General features: G+C 70.6%; 15 protein-coding genes. 8 read left to right on the top strand and 7 right to left on the bottom strand.

Annotated elements, in window-relative coordinates:
• Positions 1-14: 14 nt before the first annotated feature.
• Entirely contained in the window at positions 15-1457 is a 1443-nt protein-coding gene (locus ACXJ1Y_RS18265; protein ID WP_463847552.1) for a lipopolysaccharide biosynthesis protein, read from the bottom strand.
• A gap of 89 nt (positions 1458-1546) precedes the next feature.
• Positions 1547-2011, bottom strand: coding sequence for a GNAT family N-acetyltransferase (locus ACXJ1Y_RS18270; RefSeq protein ID WP_463850162.1), 465 nt, complete (start codon positions 2009-2011; stop codon positions 1547-1549).
• 688 nt (positions 2012-2699) lie between these two features.
• On the opposite strand from ACXJ1Y_RS18270, the gene ACXJ1Y_RS18275 reads away from it, so the two are divergent.
• The 3 genes from ACXJ1Y_RS18275 to moaB all read left to right on the top strand — a co-directional run bounded on the left by ACXJ1Y_RS18275 (position 2700) and on the right by moaB (position 5107).
• Entirely contained in the window at positions 2700-3866 is a 1167-nt protein-coding gene (locus ACXJ1Y_RS18275; protein ID WP_463847553.1) for a type III PLP-dependent enzyme, read from the top strand.
• Between the two features lie 88 nt (positions 3867-3954).
• Positions 3955-4503 carry a GNAT family N-acetyltransferase gene (locus ACXJ1Y_RS18280; RefSeq protein ID WP_463850163.1) on the top strand — a complete coding sequence of 183 codons (549 nt, stop codon included), beginning with the start codon at positions 3955-3957 and terminating at the stop codon, positions 4501-4503.
• Positions 4504-4558: 55 nt separating this feature from the next.
• Positions 4559-5107, top strand: a complete 549-nt coding sequence (moaB, locus tag ACXJ1Y_RS18285; protein ID WP_463847554.1) for a molybdenum cofactor biosynthesis protein B — start codon at positions 4559-4561, stop codon at positions 5105-5107.
• Here moaB and ACXJ1Y_RS18290 read toward each other — a convergent pair.
• Together ACXJ1Y_RS18290 and ACXJ1Y_RS18295 are read right to left on the bottom strand one after the other, a co-directional pair.
• Complete coding sequence (locus ACXJ1Y_RS18290) at positions 5104-6555, bottom strand: amino acid permease (RefSeq protein ID WP_463847555.1); 1452 nt, start codon at positions 6553-6555, stop codon at positions 5104-5106. The two genes, moaB and ACXJ1Y_RS18290, sit on opposite strands and share 4 nt — an antisense overlap.
• Positions 6556-6690: 135 nt before the next feature.
• Positions 6691-7206 (bottom strand): hypothetical protein, encoded by a 516-nt coding sequence (locus tag ACXJ1Y_RS18295; protein ID WP_463847556.1) that lies wholly within the window; start codon positions 7204-7206, stop codon positions 6691-6693.
• Between the two features lie 135 nt (positions 7207-7341).
• Here ACXJ1Y_RS18295 and ACXJ1Y_RS18300 point away from each other — a divergent pair, with 135 nt between their 5' ends.
• Complete coding sequence (locus tag ACXJ1Y_RS18300; protein WP_463847557.1) at positions 7342-8439, top strand: PA0069 family radical SAM protein; 1098 nt, start codon at positions 7342-7344, stop codon at positions 8437-8439.
• Here the strand turns inward: ACXJ1Y_RS18300 and rnhB are convergent.
• Genes rnhB through ACXJ1Y_RS18315 form a run of 3 tightly spaced genes read right to left on the bottom strand, consistent with a single transcriptional unit; the run spans position 8426 to position 10924 of the window.
• The gene (gene rnhB / locus ACXJ1Y_RS18305; protein WP_463847558.1) at positions 8426-9022 is read right to left on the bottom strand and encodes a ribonuclease HII; all 597 of its coding nucleotides are present in this window, start codon (positions 9020-9022) and stop codon (positions 8426-8428) included. The two genes, ACXJ1Y_RS18300 and rnhB, sit on opposite strands and share 14 nt — an antisense overlap.
• Positions 9023-9053: 31 nt before the next feature.
• Positions 9054-10094: a glycosyltransferase family 4 protein gene (locus tag ACXJ1Y_RS18310; RefSeq protein WP_463847559.1), complete on the bottom strand. Its 1041-nt coding sequence runs from the start codon at positions 10092-10094 to the stop codon at positions 9054-9056.
• On the bottom strand, positions 10091-10924 hold the full coding sequence (locus tag ACXJ1Y_RS18315) for a UDP-2,3-diacylglucosamine diphosphatase (protein WP_463847560.1): 834 nt from the start codon (positions 10922-10924) through the stop codon (positions 10091-10093). The genes ACXJ1Y_RS18310 and ACXJ1Y_RS18315 overlap by 4 nt, the downstream gene beginning before the upstream one ends.
• Positions 10925-11434: 510 nt before the next feature.
• On the opposite strand from ACXJ1Y_RS18315, the gene ACXJ1Y_RS18320 reads away from it, so the two are divergent.
• From ACXJ1Y_RS18320 to fchA, 4 genes are all read left to right on the top strand, one after another.
• On the top strand, positions 11435-12646 hold the full coding sequence (locus ACXJ1Y_RS18320) for an aminotransferase class V-fold PLP-dependent enzyme (protein ID WP_463847561.1): 1212 nt from the start codon (positions 11435-11437) through the stop codon (positions 12644-12646).
• 105 nt (positions 12647-12751) lie between these two features.
• Complete coding sequence (locus ACXJ1Y_RS18325) at positions 12752-13696, top strand: D-2-hydroxyacid dehydrogenase (protein WP_463847562.1); 945 nt, start codon at positions 12752-12754, stop codon at positions 13694-13696.
• 192 nt (positions 13697-13888) lie between these two features.
• Complete coding sequence (locus ACXJ1Y_RS18330; protein ID WP_463847563.1) at positions 13889-14749, top strand: NADP-dependent methylenetetrahydromethanopterin/methylenetetrahydrofolate dehydrogenase; 861 nt, start codon at positions 13889-13891, stop codon at positions 14747-14749.
• Complete coding sequence (gene fchA / locus ACXJ1Y_RS18335; protein ID WP_243959284.1) at positions 14749-15390, top strand: methenyltetrahydrofolate cyclohydrolase; 642 nt, start codon at positions 14749-14751, stop codon at positions 15388-15390. Before ACXJ1Y_RS18330 ends, fchA begins: the two co-directional genes overlap by 1 nt.
• Positions 15391-15483 lie beyond the last annotated feature (93 nt).

Consider the following 15483-nt stretch of genomic DNA (forward strand, 5'->3'; position numbering starts at 1 on the left):
CGGGCGCCCCTTTCTCATTCCGCCGCCATGGCCCGCGCGGGGCGCAGGCGCGCGAGGACCTGCCCGCGCAGGCCGGCGATGTCGAAGGCCCACACGAGCGCGCCGTAGAGCCCCATGCCCGCCGGCACCAGCACGGCGAGGGCCATGGCCGGCGGCAGGTGGCGGAAGGGGGCCAGGGCGAGGCCCATGGCGAGGCAGGCGAGCGCCGCCCCGCCGATCTGCCCCCAGGGAAAGGTCAGCCGATCGGGGCCCGTGAGCACCCGCCAGCCGAGCCACAGGCCGGCGCCCGTCAGGCCGAGCGATTGCGCCAGGGCGACGCCGAGCCCCCCGAAGGCCCCGGGCAGGACGAGGAGCCCGATCCCGTTCAGCACGAGGGCCAGGACGGCGGCGACGATCACCGGCAGCGTCCGGCGGCGGATCTGGACGCCGGGGCTCACCGCGTAGAGCATCATCGAAAAAGCGAACAGGCCGGGGAGGAGCGCGAGGCTGTAGGTCTCGAACGGCCCCCGGTACGCCTCCGGCACGACGAGGGCCTGCAACGCCGGCAGCACCGCCCAGAAGCCCACGGCGCAGGGGGCCAGCACGGCGAAGACCATCGCGGCGTTGCGCGCCACCTGCGCCTCCGCCGCCGCCCGACCGTGATGCTCCTCCGCGTGGACGGCGATCTGGAACAGCAGCAGGTCGAGGGCCATGCCGAGGGTCGTCAACACCCGCGAGGTCACGTCGGCGGCAAGAGCGAAATAGCCGGCCTCCTCGAAGCCCGCATGGCTCGCCACGGCGCCCCGGTTCACGAAGGACAGGAGCTGGTAGGCGGCGTTGGCCGCGATCAGCGGCAGGCCGTAGCGGGCGAACACGCCCCAGGTCGTCGAAAGCCGCGCCCGCTCGAAGGTCGCCGCCGGATCGCGCAGCCAGCCCCGCAACAGGACGACGGCCAGAAACTGGCTGATCCCCGCCGCCGCGAGCACCCAGGCGGGCTGCGGCAGGAACCACGCGGCGCCGGCCATCGTCACGAAGGCCAAGCCGTTCTTCACGGCGACGAGGCCGAGATAGAGCTTGCCGTCGAACCGGGCGCGGGCGAGCGCGGCATGATAATCGAACACGCCGATGCCGAGGGCCGCGAGGCCGGTGCCGCAGAGAACCGCCTCGCGGGCCTCCGCGCCCTCGCCGTAGCCGAAGGCGCCGCAGAGGGCGGCGGCGGCCGCGAGGAGAATCCCGAGCCGGAGATAGGCTCGGTCGAGCCCGTGGCGGATCCACGGCTCGTCCACCCGCACGCGGCCGGAATAGAAGCGCGTGGCCGAGAGGCGCAGCCACTCGAACAGCACGGTGTTGAGGACGATGGCCCCCGTCGTCGCCAGGGCGAAGCGGCCGAAATCGGCCGGGCCGAGGAGCCGTGCGATCAGCAGGCCGAGGACGAAGTTCAGCCCCGCATTGATGATGAAGGCGGCGATGACGGCCAAGGCGTTCGGGTCCGTGCGGAGCGGCGGCGCCCAGGATCTAGCGCCGCCGCCCGTAAGAATCCTCTAATCGGGCGTCTTCGGGGCGGGCCTCAGAGCGGGCGCTCGTAGCGCCACGCCTCCATCCCGTCCTCGTAATAGTCCGGCCGCACGGCGAACCGCGTGTAGCCCCGCCGCTCGTAGAGGCGGATGCCGGCGCCGTTGTCGGCGCGGACCTCCAGGCGCAGGCGGTCGCAGCCACGGGCGCGGGCGGTCTCCTCCGCCGCGTCGAGGAGGCGCCCGCCGAGGCCGAGGCCGCCCCGGTTCGGGGCCACGGCGATGGAGGCGAGGCGGGCGATGCGGCTCGCCCGGCGGCGCTCCAGCACCGCCGCGCCGACGAGCACGTCCCCGTCGAGGAGCGCCACCAGAACGTCCATGGTGGGCGAGCGGATCGCGTGGCGGATCGCCCGCCGCTCCGCCCGGTCGGTGGCGAAAGCGGCGTGTTCCAGGGCGACCAGTGCGTCGAGGTCGCCGAGGGTGGCCGGGCGCAGATCGGGTTCCGGCCGGGCCGGCGGCATCTCGCGGAGGGGGGCGTTCACGCGGCGGCCCGCGTTGCGGTCGATTGCGTCACTCTCGGCCCTGCCATCGCCCGTCCGTCGGATCCCTGTGCCGGTGGGAGATGCCCCGGATGCGGCGCCGCTGCAACACCATCGGCCCGGCGGGTTGCATTTTGCGGACGGCACACAATTCGGTCTTGCCGTGGGGGGCATCAGCCCTTATGTCCGCCCTGCCCAATTTCGCACGTGCCTGTGGCCGCGTGTCGGTTGGTGGGTATCCGGTCAACTGCCGGACAGCCGCCAGGGGTCTTAGGATCGATGGTCGTGGGGGTGGATCCCCTGCTTCCGGCAATCCAGGTGGCAACACCGGACCCCGACAACAACCGGCAGCCGGAGGCGAAACCGGCGAACCCCGCTCTCCACGGGGGACGCAGCTTAAAGCAACGACGAACGGGCTTTTTTGGTCTCGCCGACCCTCCAAAGGTCGGCACCGAAGAGGCTTGTTTCTCTTTGCCCGGCGTGCGGTTGGGGTCTCCCCATCCAATCCACGGCAGCTTCCGGGTGCTCTGCGCCCGCTCGGATCGACGTGTCTCCAAAGCACGCCGCGCCGCGCGACGCATCGCCCCCTGACGCCGGCGGTCGCGAGGTCGCCTGATTTCGACAACGCGCCCCGGCAGAGGGCGCTTTCGAGCCGTGGTGGGAGCCAACCATGACCGACCGGATCCGCGACTTCCTGCGCGCGCGCCGCGACCTCGGCCGCGACGAGGGCCCCGTGATGGTGCTCGACCGCGATGTCGTGCGCGAGAACTACACCGCCTTCGCCCGCTCCCTCCCGGACACGCGGGTGTTCTACGCCGTGAAGGCGAATCCGGCGCCGGAGGTGCTGCGCCTGCTCGCCGAGATGGGCTCCTGCTTCGACACCGCTTCGGTCGCCGAGATCGAGATGGTGCTCGCCGCCGGCGCCACGCCGGAGCGCATCTCGTTCGGCAACACCATCAAGAAGGAGCGCTGCATCGGCCGCGCCCTGGCGCACGGCATCCGCCTCTTCGCGGTGGATTGCGAGGCCGAGGTCGAGAAGATCGCCCGTGCCGCCACCGCCGCCGGCCTCGAAGCGGGCGCCGTGCAGGTGTTCTGCCGCATCCTGTGCGACGGCGCGGGCGCCGACTGGCCGCTCTCGCGCAAGTTCGGCTGCGTGCCGGAGATGGCGACCGACGTGCTGGAGCACGCCCACCGCCAGGGCCTGTCCGCCTACGGCGTGTCGTTCCATGTCGGCTCGCAGCAGGGCAACACCGAGGCGTGGGACGGGGCCCTGGCCTCGGCTGCCGCGATCTTCCGCGAGTGCGCCGAGCGGGGCATCTTCCTGTCGATGGTCAACCTGGGCGGCGGCTTCCCGACCCAGTACCTGAAGGCCGTCCCGGGCGTGGAGAGCTACGGCGACGCGATCTTCCGCGCGCTCACCAAGCATTTCGGCAACCGCATCCCGGAGACGATCATCGAGCCGGGTCGCGGCATGGTCGGCAATGCCGGGATGATCGAGGCCGAGGTCGTGCTCGTCTCGAAGAAGTCCACGGACGAGGACGAGGTCCGATGGGTCTACCTCGACATCGGCAAGTTCGGCGGCCTCGCCGAAACGATGGACGAGGCGATCCGCTACCCGATCCGCACCCGCCATGACGGCGAGCGGACCGAGCCCTGCGTGATTGCCGGCCCGACCTGCGATTCGGTGGACGTGCTCTACGAGCGGCAGCACTACCCGCTGCCGGTCTCCCTCTCGATCGGTGACAAGGTGTTGATCGAGGGAACGGGCGCCTACACCACGACTTATGCGGCCGTCGCCTTCAACGGCTTCCCGCCGTTGCAGCAGATCGTGATCTAGCAGGGCGCCCTCGCCCTGCACGCGCGGAAGGACTCGTCCGTCCGCACTCCTGTTCTGTCACCTGGGTCCACCCTGGGAGGGCATGCCTGTGATCGAGATCCGCACGGAATTCCCCCACGACGTCCCGGCGCGCGAGCGCCTGCTCGACGTCTGCTTTCCTGGCAACCGCCGTGCCAAGACCTCTGAGCGCCTGCGCGAGGGGCGTCTGCCCGCGCGCGGCCTCGCCTTCGCGGCGATGCGCCGGGGCCAACTCGTCGGCACCCTGCGCCTGTGGCACGTCGAGGCCGGGCAGGACCGGGCGGCGCTGCTGCTCGGGCCGCTCGCCGTCGATCCGGCGGTGCAGGGCCAGGGGCTCGGCTCGGTGATGATGCAGGCGGCCATCGGCCGGGCCGAGGCCCTGGGCCACGGGGCGATCCTGCTCATGGGCGATGCGCCCTATTACGCCCGGTTCGGCTTCCGCGGCGATCTCGCCACCGGGCTGGCCATGCCCGGCCCGTTCGAGCGCGACCGCTTCCTCGGGCTGGAACTGCGGGAGGGCGCCCTGGTGGGGGCAGAGGGCATCCTGCGGGCGACGGGCCTGCCCGAGCCGGTGGCGGTGTCGGCCGCCGGAGCGGCCGCGCGACGACGCGCGGCCTAACCCTTCGTTCGGGTCCGTCCCATATCTCCCGTCACGACCGGGAGAGCCCTGACCGATGGCCGATGTTTCCGAAGCCCGCCGCTTCATCCCCCTGGGGATCGCGGTGCTCACCGTCTCCGACACGCGCAAGCCCGAGGACGACCGCTCGGGCGACACCCTGGTCGGGCGGTTGACCGAGGCGGGGCACCGCCTCGCCGGCCGCGCCATCGTCCCCGACGAGGTGGCGCGGATCCGGGCGCAGGTGGAGCAGTGGCTCGCCGACCCGGCCGTCGACGTGGTGCTGACCACGGGGGGCACCGGCTTCACCGGCCGCGACGTGACGCCGGAGGCCCTGGAGCCCCTGTTCGAGAAGCGGATGGACGGCTTCTCGGCGGTGTTCCACCGCATCTCCTACGACAAGATCGGCACCTCGACCCTGCAGTCGCGGGCGACCGCCGGGGTGGCGAAATTGACCTACGTCTTCGTGCTGCCGGGCTCCCCCGGCGCCTGTCGGGACGCCTGGGACGGCATCCTCGGCCAGCAGCTCGATTACCGCCATCGCCCCTGCAACTTCGTCGAGATCATGCCCCGCCTCGATGAGCACCTGCGGCGGGGGGCGGGCTAGGTCGTCGTCCCGTTGCGCTTGCGCAGCACGGAGTGGCGGCGGCCGTAGAAGAAGTAGATCACGAGGCCGATCGCCATCCAGATGACGAGGCGCAGCCACGTATCGAGGGGCAGGCCCGCCATCAGCAGCAGGCAGAACAGGATGCCGAGGATCGGCACCAGCGGCACGGCGGGGACGCGGAACGGGCGCTTCATCCGCTTTTCGGTGCGGCGCAGGTGGATCACCGCCCCGCAGACGAGGCAGAAGGCGGCCAGCGTCCCGATGCTCACCATCTCGCCGAGGATGTTGATCGGCACCAGGGCCGCCACCAGCGCGACGCAGGCGCCGATCAGCGCTTGGCTGCGGTAGGGTGTCTGGTAGGTCGGGTGGACGTGGGAGAAGAGCTTCGGCAGCAGCCCGTCCGAGGCCATCGTGTAGAAGATCCGGCTCTGGCCGTAGAGCAGCACGAGGATCACCGTGGTGAGCCCGGTGAGCGCGCCGAGCTTGATGAGCGCCCCGAACCAGCCGATGCCGATGACGTCGACGCCCTTGGCGATCGGGTCCGGCACGTTCAGGTCCTTGTAGGGGACAAGGCCGGTGAGCACCGCCGCCACCAGCACGTAGAGGATCGTGCACACCGCCAGGGAGCCGAGGATGCCGATGGGCATGTCCTTCTGCGGGCGCTTGGCCTCCTGCGCCGCCGTCGAGACCGCATCGAAGCCGATGAAGGCGAAGAACACCACGCCCGCGCCGCGCAGGATGCCGCTGTAGCCATACTGCCCGAAGGTGCCGTCGTTCTCCGGGATCAGCGGGCTCCAGTTGGCCGAGTTGGTGTAGCGCCAGCCCAGCCCGATGAAGGCGAGGACGACCGCGAGCTTCACCGCCACCATGATGTTGTTGAGCCGCGCGGATTCCTTGGTGCCGCGCATCAGCAGCAGGGTCAGCATCGCCACGATCAGCATTGCGGGCAGGTTGAACAGGGCGGTGCCGCCGCCCTCGATGGCGGTGCCCGGGGCGTGGGCGAACTGGGGTGGGATGACGAGGCCGACATCCTTGAGGATGCTCGTGACGTAGCCCGACCAGCCGACCGCCACCGTCGCCGCGCCCATCGCGTATTCGAGGATCAGGTCCCAGCCGATCAGCCACGCGAAGAACTCGCCCAGCGTCGCGTAGGTGTAGGTGTAGCTCGACCCCGCCACGGGGATCAGGGCGGCCATCTCGGAGTAGCAGAGGCCGACGAAGGCGCAGGCGATACCGCCGAGCACGAAGGAGAGCATGATGCCCGGGCCCGCATATTGTGCGGCGGCGGTGCCGGTGAGCACGAAGATGCCCGCGCCGATGATGGCGCCGATGCCCATGGCCATGATGGAGAACGGCCCGAGGGAGCGCGACAGGCTCTGCGCCTCCGCTTCCCCACCCGAGACGATGTCCTCGACGGACTTGCGCGCCATCAGGCCGGAGCTATCCATCCAAGTCTTCCCGTCTCGGCTCCGCCAGGAGGGCGGTTTTATCGTTGCTGGCAACTGAGCAAGTTTCCGGCCGTTCCGCCAGGGATCGACCTGAAGATTACATGGGATCAGCTTTCGCGCGGCCGATGCTGTTGCTCAGGACCGGTCGATCCGCCCGTTGAGGGCGCGGATGCGCAGCCGCCCGCTACGTCCGGAGCGGCCGAGAAGGTCCTCCTTCCGCACCACGTCCCCGGCCCGGACGCTGCGCGCGCCGACCACGCTCTCGACGCGGGCGAGGAGGCGGGTGCGCAGCGGCGCGGAGCGGTGAAGGCGGCCGATGCCGATGTCGGCCTTGGCCATGCCGACGAAACGGTCGAGGGTGCGGATCCAGCCCTCGGCCGGCACGTCGCCGGCCTCCAGGCACAGGATCCAGTCGCGCCGGGCGTGCGCCGCGCCGGCCGCGAAGGGCCCCCCGCCGTCATGGATGACGAGCACCGCGCCGGTCGCCTCCGCGACGGTCGCCACCCCCGGCGCCTCGCGGGGCACGACGATGATCGCATCGCCCACGAGGCCGCCCGCCACGCCCGACACGAGCGCGCTGAGCGTGTCGGCCAGCCGGTCGATCGCATCCGGATCGGCCGGATCGTCGAGGAGGGTCACGGCGGAGAGCATGCGGCGCGCATACCCGATTCTTCACGCGGGACAACGCCCCTCCCGGTCTCGACGGCTCAAGTCTTTCGGTTTGCCCGCATTTTCGGCAGACCAATCGGTATGTTCGTGTTACGTTCCTCACGAGGAGCGAGCCCCATGCGCCACGACCCGTCGCCCGCCCTGCGCCTGCCGGGGAGCGCCCCGCCGCCGGAGGGCCGGCGGGGGCGCGGCGCCACGGCAAATCCCTCCGGCCGCTTCGAGCCCGCCCGGCGGGAGGCGTTCGATGATGGCTGGGAGCCGGAGGCGCCTACGCCCCTGCGGACGGAGGTCCGGCCCGAGCGGTCGTCGTCGGTCATCGCCCGCAACACCTCGCCGGACATCCCCTTCGACCGCTCGATCAACCCGTACCGCGGCTGCGAGCACGGCTGCATCTACTGCTACGCGCGGCCGACCCACGCCTATCTCGGGCTCTCGCCGGGGCTCGATTTCGAATCGCGGCTGTTCACCAAGCCCGACGCGGCGCGGCTGCTGCGGCGGGAACTGGCGGCGCCGGGCTACCGGCCGGAGACCATCGCCCTCGGTACCGCCACGGACCCCTACCAGCCCATCGAGCGGGAGCAGCGCCTGACCCGCGCCGTGCTGGAGGTGCTGGACGAGGCCCGCCATCCGGTGGGCGTCACGACGAAATCGGACCTGATCCTGCGCGACCTCGACCTCCTGGCGCGGATGGCGTCGCGGAATCTCGCCCTCGTCGCGATCTCGCTGCCGACCCTCGACCCCGCCCTGTCCCGGCGCCTCGACCCCCGCGCGCCGCGCCCGGAAAAGCGGCTCGCGGCCATGCGGGCCCTGTCGGAGGCGGGGGTGCCGGTGATGGTCAACGTCTCGCCGATCATCCCCGGCCTCACCGACCATGAGATCGAAACGGTGCTGGAGGCCGCCCGCGCCCATGGGGCCAGCCGGATCGGCCACGCGCTGCTGCGCCTGCCAGGGGAGGTGAGGGATCTCGTGGCCGATTGGTTCGCCGCGCATTACCCCGAGCGGCAGGAGCGGGCCTTTGCCCTTCTGCGCCAGGCACGTGGCGGCCAGGAGAACGATTCGCGCTTCGGCCACCGCTTCCGGGGGGAGGGGCCCTATGCCGAGATGGTGGGCCAGCGGGTGCGGCTCGCGGGACGGCGGCTCGGGTTCGCGTTCGGGCGCATGGCCCTGAACCGCGAGGATTTCCGGGCGCCGGGGGCGCAGCTCAGTCTGTTCTGAACCCGCGGGTGAAGCTCATCCGGTGGTGCGCGCTGCGGCCGAGGGTGGCGAGTCCGGCGCGGTGGAGGGCGGTGCCGTAGCCGACGTTGCGCTCCCAGCCATAGCCGGGATGCGTCCGGGCGAGGCGCCGCATGAAGGCGTCGCGCATCACCTTCGCCACGATGGAGGCGGCGGCGATCTGCGGCACCAGCCGCTCGCCCCCCACCAGGGCCTTCCCCGCGAAACCCGGCAGCGCATCCCGCCCATCGACATAGACCGGTGCGTCGATCCCGAGCTTCGTCACCGCCCGCGCCATCGCGTCGAGGGTGGCGGCGCGGATGTTGATCCGGTCGATGAGCGCGGGCGAGCCCGCCGCCAGGGCGACGCGCCCGTGCCGGCGGATCAGCGGCGCCAGCCGGTTCCGCACCGGCTCCGGGAGCTTCTTGCTGTCGTCCAAGGCGGAGAGAAGATCCGGCGGCAGGGCGGCCGGCTCGAACCATACGGCGGCGACCACCACCGGGCCGCTCAGCGCTCCCCGTCCGACCTCGTCGCAGCCGATGACGATGGGGTAGCGGGCGGCGAGAGCGGGGTCGAAGGGCGGCATGGCGCCCTCCTGGCATCTCCGGCGATCCGCGTCACGCCGCCTGCGGTTCGGCGAGGCGCCGGGCGAGGAGGATGTTCCCGTAGAATTGCCGGGCGCTCTCGTCCCAACCCCGGCGCAGGGCCTCGTCGCGGCAGGCGGCGCGGGAGAGCGTGAGCGCCCGCAGGCAGGCCGCCCGCAGATCGTGGTCCAGCACGCCGACCGCGCTCGTGCCGATCACGTCGAGGGGGCCGGGCACCGGGAAGGCGGCCACCGGCAGGCCGCAGGCCAGGGCTTCGAGGAGCACGATGCCGAACGTGTCGGTGAGGCTCGGGAAGACGAAGGCGTCGCAGGCAGCGTAGAGCGCCGCGAGGTCGGCCCCCGTCCGGGTGCCGAGGAAGCGCGCCTCCGGGGCGAGACCCTGCAGCCGCGCCCGGTCCGGCCCGTCGCCCACCACCACCTTGGTGCCCGGCAGGTCGAGGGCGAGCAAGGCGGCGACGTTCTTCTCGATGGCGAGCCGCCCGACGAACAGGAAGAACGGCCTCGGCAGGCCGGCGAGGCCGGCGGGCTCCGGGGCGCCCGGCGCGGCGGGGCGGAACAGGTCGGTGTCCACGCCCCGCGTCCAGCGCATGATCCGCCCGAAGCCCCGCGATTCCAGCTCGGTCTGCAGGCTTCCCGTGCTCACCATCGTGCCGTTCGCGGCCCCGTGGAAGCGGCGCAGATAGGCGTAGGACCACGCCTCCGGCACGGGGGCGCGGGCGGCGAGGTATTCGGGGAAGCGGGTGTGATAGCTGGTGGTGAAGGGCAACCGCTGCGCGAGGCAGCGGCGGCGCACCGCGAAGCCCACCGGCCCCTCGGTGGCGATGTGGACATGGGTCGGCGCCGCCTCGTCCCAGCGGGCAGCGAGGCGGCCCGGCACCGGGCAGGCGAGGCGGATCTCGGAATAGCCCGGCAGCGGCATCGAGGGGAATTCGGACGGGCTCAGCACCGAGGCCTGGAAGCCGTGGGCGGGGGCGCGCCGCACCATCTGCTCCAGGGAGCGCACCACGCCGTTCACCTGCGGGTGCCATGCGTCGCTGGCGATCAGCAGCCTCAAGCGACCGCTCTCCGTCCCGGCGGCAGCGCCTGCTGCGGCTCGGCCTGGGCCTGCTCCTCGGCCTCCTTGGCGCGCAGGATCGAAGGGTAGTGGATCACCTCGATACGGCCATCGTAATGCTCGACGATGCCGGTGCAGGATTCGACCCAATCCCCCGTGTTGAGGTAGCGCAGGTCGCCGATGGTGCGGTCGGCGGCGTGGTGGATGTGGCCGCAGATCACCCCCTGGGCGCCCCGGCGGCGGGCCTCCTCGGCCAGGATCTCCTCGAACTTGCCGATGAAGCTGACGGCGTTCTTCACCTTCAGCTTGGCCCAGGCCGAGAGCGACCAGTAGGACAGGCCGAGCCGGCGGCGGAAGCGGTTGAGGAGCGTGTTCAACCACAGGGCGAGCGTGTAGGCGCCGTCGCCGAGATGGGCGAGCCAGCGCTGGTGGCGCATCACCATGTCGAACTGGTCGCCGTGGATGACGAGGTAGCGGCGCCCGTCGGGCGAATCGTGGAGCGCCGTGTCGGCGATCTCGATGCCACCGAAGGTTGTGCCGACATAGTCGCGCAGGAACTCGTCGTGGTTGCCCGGCAGGTAGACGACATGCGTCCCCTTGCGGACCTTGCGCAGGAGCTTCTGCACCACGTCGTTGTGGGCCTGGGGCCAGTACCACCCGGAGCGCAATTGCCAGCCGTCGACGATGTCGCCGACGAGGTAGATGGTGTCCGCGTCGTAGTCCCTCAGGAAGCCGAGCAGCATCCCCGCCTGGCACCCCCGGGTGCCGAGGTGCAGATCGGACAGGAACAGGGTGCGGACGCGGATCGGCCTGTCGTCGTCCTCTGCCACTCTTCGGTCTCCCCGCGACAAGTGCTGGGATCCAGAGCGCGATTACGTCTCGTTTTGATGACGATGCCGGTTGGTCGGGCCGAAGCAACTGTCGAGAGAAGGTGCATTCAACCTTCGTGGCGAGAGGTTGCACTGCACGCCAAATTTTTTTGGCGCCCCTCCGAAGATTTATCGGTTTTGCTTTGGGGCCCCACCATCCCATAATACATGCGATCCGACGGCCCCGGCCGGGCCGCCGGTGGGGCCAGCGCGGAAGGGAATGCGGCGCGAGATCCGGCGCCGCGAGGATAGGACGGCACATCGGAGGCGACCGGCGCGGGATTACGGCGCGCCGCGACGCGAGCGGCACGAGCCGCCTGCCGCTCCGCAGCGCCCAGGGTCCAGGGTGGGCGCCGGCCGCGAGAGCGGGCGGACCCGCCCGGCATTCCCCGAAGCCCGACACCCCGACGAGCGCGACACATCCCGCGCCGGGCCCGATCCCGTGCGCGAAACCAATTCGGAGGAGACATCATGGCCGCAACCCGGCGCCCCGGTCGCAACCACCTCTTCATCCCCGGTCCGACCACGATCCCCGACCGGGTGATCCGGGCGATGTCGGTGCAGTCCGAGGATCACCGCTCGCCGAGCTTCCCCGAGCTCGCCAAGCCGCTCTTCCAGGACGCCAAGATGGTCTACGGCACGACCGAGGGCACCATCCTGCTGTACCCGTCCTCGGGCACCGGCATCTGGGAATCGGCGCTGACCAACACCCTCTGCCGGGGTGACAAGGTGATCGCGGCCCGCTTCGGCCAGTTCAGCCACCTCTGGGTCGACATGGCCCAGCGCCTCGGCCTCGACGTCATCGTCCAGGACGAGGAGTGGGGCACCGGCGCCGATCCGGAGAAGATCGGCGAGGCCCTGCGCGCCGACAAGGACCATGCCATCAAGGCGGTGATGATCGTCCACAACGAGACGGCCACGGGCGTCACGAGCGACGTTGGCGCGGTGCGCAAGGCGATGGACGCCGCCGGCCACCCGGCCCTGCTCTTCGTGGACGGCATCTCCTCCATCGGCTCGCTGCCGTTCAAGATGGACGAGTGGAAGGTCGATTGCGCGGTGGCGGGCTCGCAGAAGGGCTTCATGCTGCCGGCGGGCCTCGGCCTGCTCTGCGTGAGCCAGAAGGCGCTCAAGATCGCCGAGGGCGGCCAGGGCGGCGCCAACGACCGTCTCGGCCATGTCTACTTCGCGTGGTCCGACCAGTTGAACGCCAACAAGGGCGGCTACTTCCCCTACACCCCGGCCCTGCCGCTCCTCTACGGCCTGCGCGAGGCGCTGGCCACGATGAAGGAGGAGGGGATGGAGAACATCTACCACCGCCACGCGGTGCTGGGTGAGGCGACCCGCCAGGCGGTGGCGGCTTGGGGCCTGAAGCCCTGCGCCAAGGAGCCGAAGTGGAACTCCAACACCGTCACGGCCATCGTCGTGCCGGAGGGTGTGGACGCCGCCAAGATCATCATCCACGCCTACGACCGCTACAACCTCTCCCTCGGGGCCGGGCTGTCGAAAGTGGCGGGCAAGGTGTTCCGCATCGGCCACCTCGGCGACCTCAACGAGCTGTCGCTGCTCGGCGCCATCGCGGGCGCGGAGATGGCGATGATCGATTGCGGCATGAAGCTCACCCCCGGCTCGGGCGTGGCCGCCGCGTCGAGCTACCTGCGCGAGAATCCACTGCACAAGGCGTGATCCGTGGCCGGCGGAGGGCTCGCTCCCTCCGCCGGACGCCAATAAGAATGAAAATCCAGCTAGAGCCGGCCGCCGCCCGGCCGCCGGAGAGGGAGCCGACGACCCATGGCGAAGAAAATCGTGTTCCTCGACCGGGAATCGCTCGATGCGACGCTGAAGCCGTTCAGCTTCGAGCATGAGTATGTCGAGCACGAATCGACCTGGACGCCGGAGGAGATTGTCGCGCGCCTGAAGGGCGCCGAGATCGCCCTCATCAACAAGGTGCCGATGCGCGCCGAGGTGCTGAAGCAGCTCCCGGACCTCAAGCTCATCGCGGTGGCCGCCACCGGCACGGACGTGGTCGACAAGGCCCAGGCGAAGGCCCAAGGCATCACCGTCGTCAACATCCGCAACTACGCCTTCAACACCGTGCCCGAGCACGTGGTCGGCCTGATGTTCGCCCTGCGCCGGGCCATCGTGCCCTATGCCAACTCGGTGAAGCGGGGCGATTGGGCGAAGTCGCGCCAGTTCTGCTACTTCGACTACCCGATCTACGACATCGCCGGCTCGACGCTCGGCATCGTCGGCTACGGGGCGCTGGGCAAGTCCATCGCCAAGCGGGCCGAGGCCCTGGGCATGAAGGTCCTGGCCTACGACACCTTCCCGCAGGAGGGCCTGTCCGACTTCGAGACGGTGCTCACCCAGTCCGACGTCATCACCCTGCACGTCCCGCTCACGCCGGAGACGAAGGGCCTGATCGGCGCCGCCGAACTGAAGCGGATGAAGCGGAGCGCCATCCTCATCAACACCGCCCGGGGCGGTCCGGTGGACGAGGCGGCTTTGCTCGAAGCCCTCAAGAACGGCACCATCGCGGGCGCCGGCTTCGACGTGGTGGCGCAGGAGCCCCCGCGCGACGGCAACATCTTGTGCGAGGCGGATCTGCCGAACCTCATCGTCACGCCGCACGTCGCCTGGGCGAGCAAGGAGGCGATGCAGATCCTGGCCGACCAGCTCGTCGACAACGTCGAGGCGTTCGTCGCCGGCAAGCCGCAGAACGTGGTCGAGGGGTAGGGCGCTCCGCCCGCGCCGCGCCGTCATTCCGGGGCGCCGCAGGCGAGCCCGGAATCCAGACGCGCGATTTGCCAAGTTCACGCATCGACAGCGCGTCTGGATTCCGGGCTCCGCGACGCGGCCCCGGAATGACGGGGCGGGTCAACCCATAGGCTGTTTCGGCCCGATCAGGGCTCAGGGAAGCGAGACACGATGAAAAAGCTGCTGTTCCAGTTCGACACCGATTCCGCCCCGAGCGTCTTCGACGTGGTGGTGGGCTACGACGGCGGTGCCGACCACATCACCGGATACGGCAACGTCACGCCGGACAATGTCGGCGCCTATGTCGATGGGACGATCTACACCCGCGGCGGGTCGGAGAAGAAGTCGACGGCGATCTTCGTCGGCGGCGGCTCCATGGCCGAGGGCGAGGCGGTGTTCGAGGCGGTGAAGAAGCGCTTCTTCGGCCCGTTCCGCGTCTCCTGCATGCTCGATTCGAACGGCTCGAACACCACGGCCGCCGCCGGCGTCGCGCTGGTGGCCAAGGCCGCCGGCTCGCTGCAGGGCAAGACCGCCGTGGTGCTCGCCGGCACCGGCCCGGTCGGCATGCGCTCGGCCGCGCTCCTGGCAGGCGAGGGCGCGCAGGTGACGATCGCCGGCCGCAGCCTCGACAAGACGCAAGCGGCGGCGGATGCCATCAACAAGCGCTTCAACGTGAGCGTCCAGGCGGCCGCGACCCCGGACGAGGCGTCCCGCATCGCGCTCGCCAAGGGCAAGAACCTGATCTTCTCGGCCGGCGCCATCGGCGTCGAGCTGCTGCCGGAATCGGCCTGGAGCCAGGATCCGGCGGTGGAGTTCCTGGCCGATTACAACGCCCAGCCCCCGACGGGCATCGGCGGCCTCGACGCCATGGACAAGGGCAAGGAGCGCCACGGCAAGAGTGCGTTCGGCGCGCTCGGCATCGGCGGCCTGAAGCTCAAGCTGCACCGGGCCTGCATCGGCAAGCTGTTCGAGAGCACCGACAAGCTGTTCGACGCCGAGGAGATCTACGCCCTCGCCAAGGAGATGGCATGATGGGCGACAAGACCCGGCCCGAGTCCGACTCGATCGAGACGTTCCTGACGGAACTCGCCAGCGCCGCCCCCACCCCCGGCGGCGGCGGGGCGGCGGCCATCTCCGGGGCCATGGGCGCGGCCCTGGTCTCGATGGTGTGCAACCTGACCATCGGCAAGAAGAAGTACGTCGAGGTCGAGGCGGAACTGAAGGACGTGCTGGCCCGCTCCGAGGGCCTGCGCGTCGGCCTCACCGGCATGATCGCCCAGGACGTCGCCGCCTTCGACGCGGTGATGGGGGCCTATGGCCTGCCGAAGGGCACCGACGAGGAGAAGGCCACCCGCTCCGAGCGGATCCAGGCGGCGCTGAAGGAGGCGTGCGACGTGCCGCTCTCCTGCTGCCGGGCTTGCCGGGCGGTGATCGACCTCGCCAAGATCACGGCGGAGAAGGGCAACCTCAACGTCGTGTCGGACGCGGGCGTCGCGGTGCTCTCGGCCTATGCGGGCCTGCGCAGCGCCGCGCTCAACGTCTACGTCAACGCCAAGGGCCTTGAGGATCGCGAGTTCGCGAAGGAGCGCCTGGACGAACTCGAAGGCATCCTGGCCGAGGCCGGGCCGCTGACTGAAGAGATCTACGAGGTGGTCAAGGGTAAGGTGAACTGAGCGGACCTTTCCGCTCGCTTCCCTCCCAATCCCTCCCCTCATCCTGAGGTGCCCGCCTCGGCGGGCCTCGAAGGAGACCTCCAGACCGCTCTG

This window comes from Methylobacterium sp. TK26 (assembly GCF_055361565.1).

Excerpts from the sequence above, each read along its gene's own strand:
- rnhB (WP_463847558.1), bottom strand. The coding sequence starts at position 9,022 with ATGCCGCCCTTCGACCCCGCTCTCGCCGCCCGCTACCCCATCGTCATC.
- ACXJ1Y_RS18295 (WP_463847556.1), bottom strand. The coding sequence starts at position 7,206 with ATGCTCTCCGCCGTGACCCTCCTCGACGATCCGGCCGATCCGGATGCG.
- ACXJ1Y_RS18270 (WP_463850162.1), bottom strand. The coding sequence starts at position 2,011 with ATGCCGCCGGCCCGGCCGGAACCCGATCTGCGCCCGGCCACCCTCGGC.
- moaB (WP_463847554.1), top strand. The coding sequence starts at position 4,559 with ATGGCCGATGTTTCCGAAGCCCGCCGCTTCATCCCCCTGGGGATCGCG.
- ACXJ1Y_RS18275 (WP_463847553.1), top strand. The coding sequence starts at position 2,700 with ATGACCGACCGGATCCGCGACTTCCTGCGCGCGCGCCGCGACCTCGGC.
- fchA (WP_243959284.1), top strand. The coding sequence starts at position 14,749 with ATGGGCGACAAGACCCGGCCCGAGTCCGACTCGATCGAGACGTTCCTG.
- ACXJ1Y_RS18300 (WP_463847557.1), top strand. The coding sequence starts at position 7,342 with ATGCGCCACGACCCGTCGCCCGCCCTGCGCCTGCCGGGGAGCGCCCCG.
- ACXJ1Y_RS18330 (WP_463847563.1), top strand. The coding sequence starts at position 13,889 with ATGAAAAAGCTGCTGTTCCAGTTCGACACCGATTCCGCCCCGAGCGTC.
- ACXJ1Y_RS18290 (WP_463847555.1), bottom strand. The coding sequence starts at position 6,555 with ATGGATAGCTCCGGCCTGATGGCGCGCAAGTCCGTCGAGGACATCGTC.
- ACXJ1Y_RS18325 (WP_463847562.1), top strand. The coding sequence starts at position 12,752 with ATGGCGAAGAAAATCGTGTTCCTCGACCGGGAATCGCTCGATGCGACG.
- ACXJ1Y_RS18320 (WP_463847561.1), top strand. The coding sequence starts at position 11,435 with ATGGCCGCAACCCGGCGCCCCGGTCGCAACCACCTCTTCATCCCCGGT.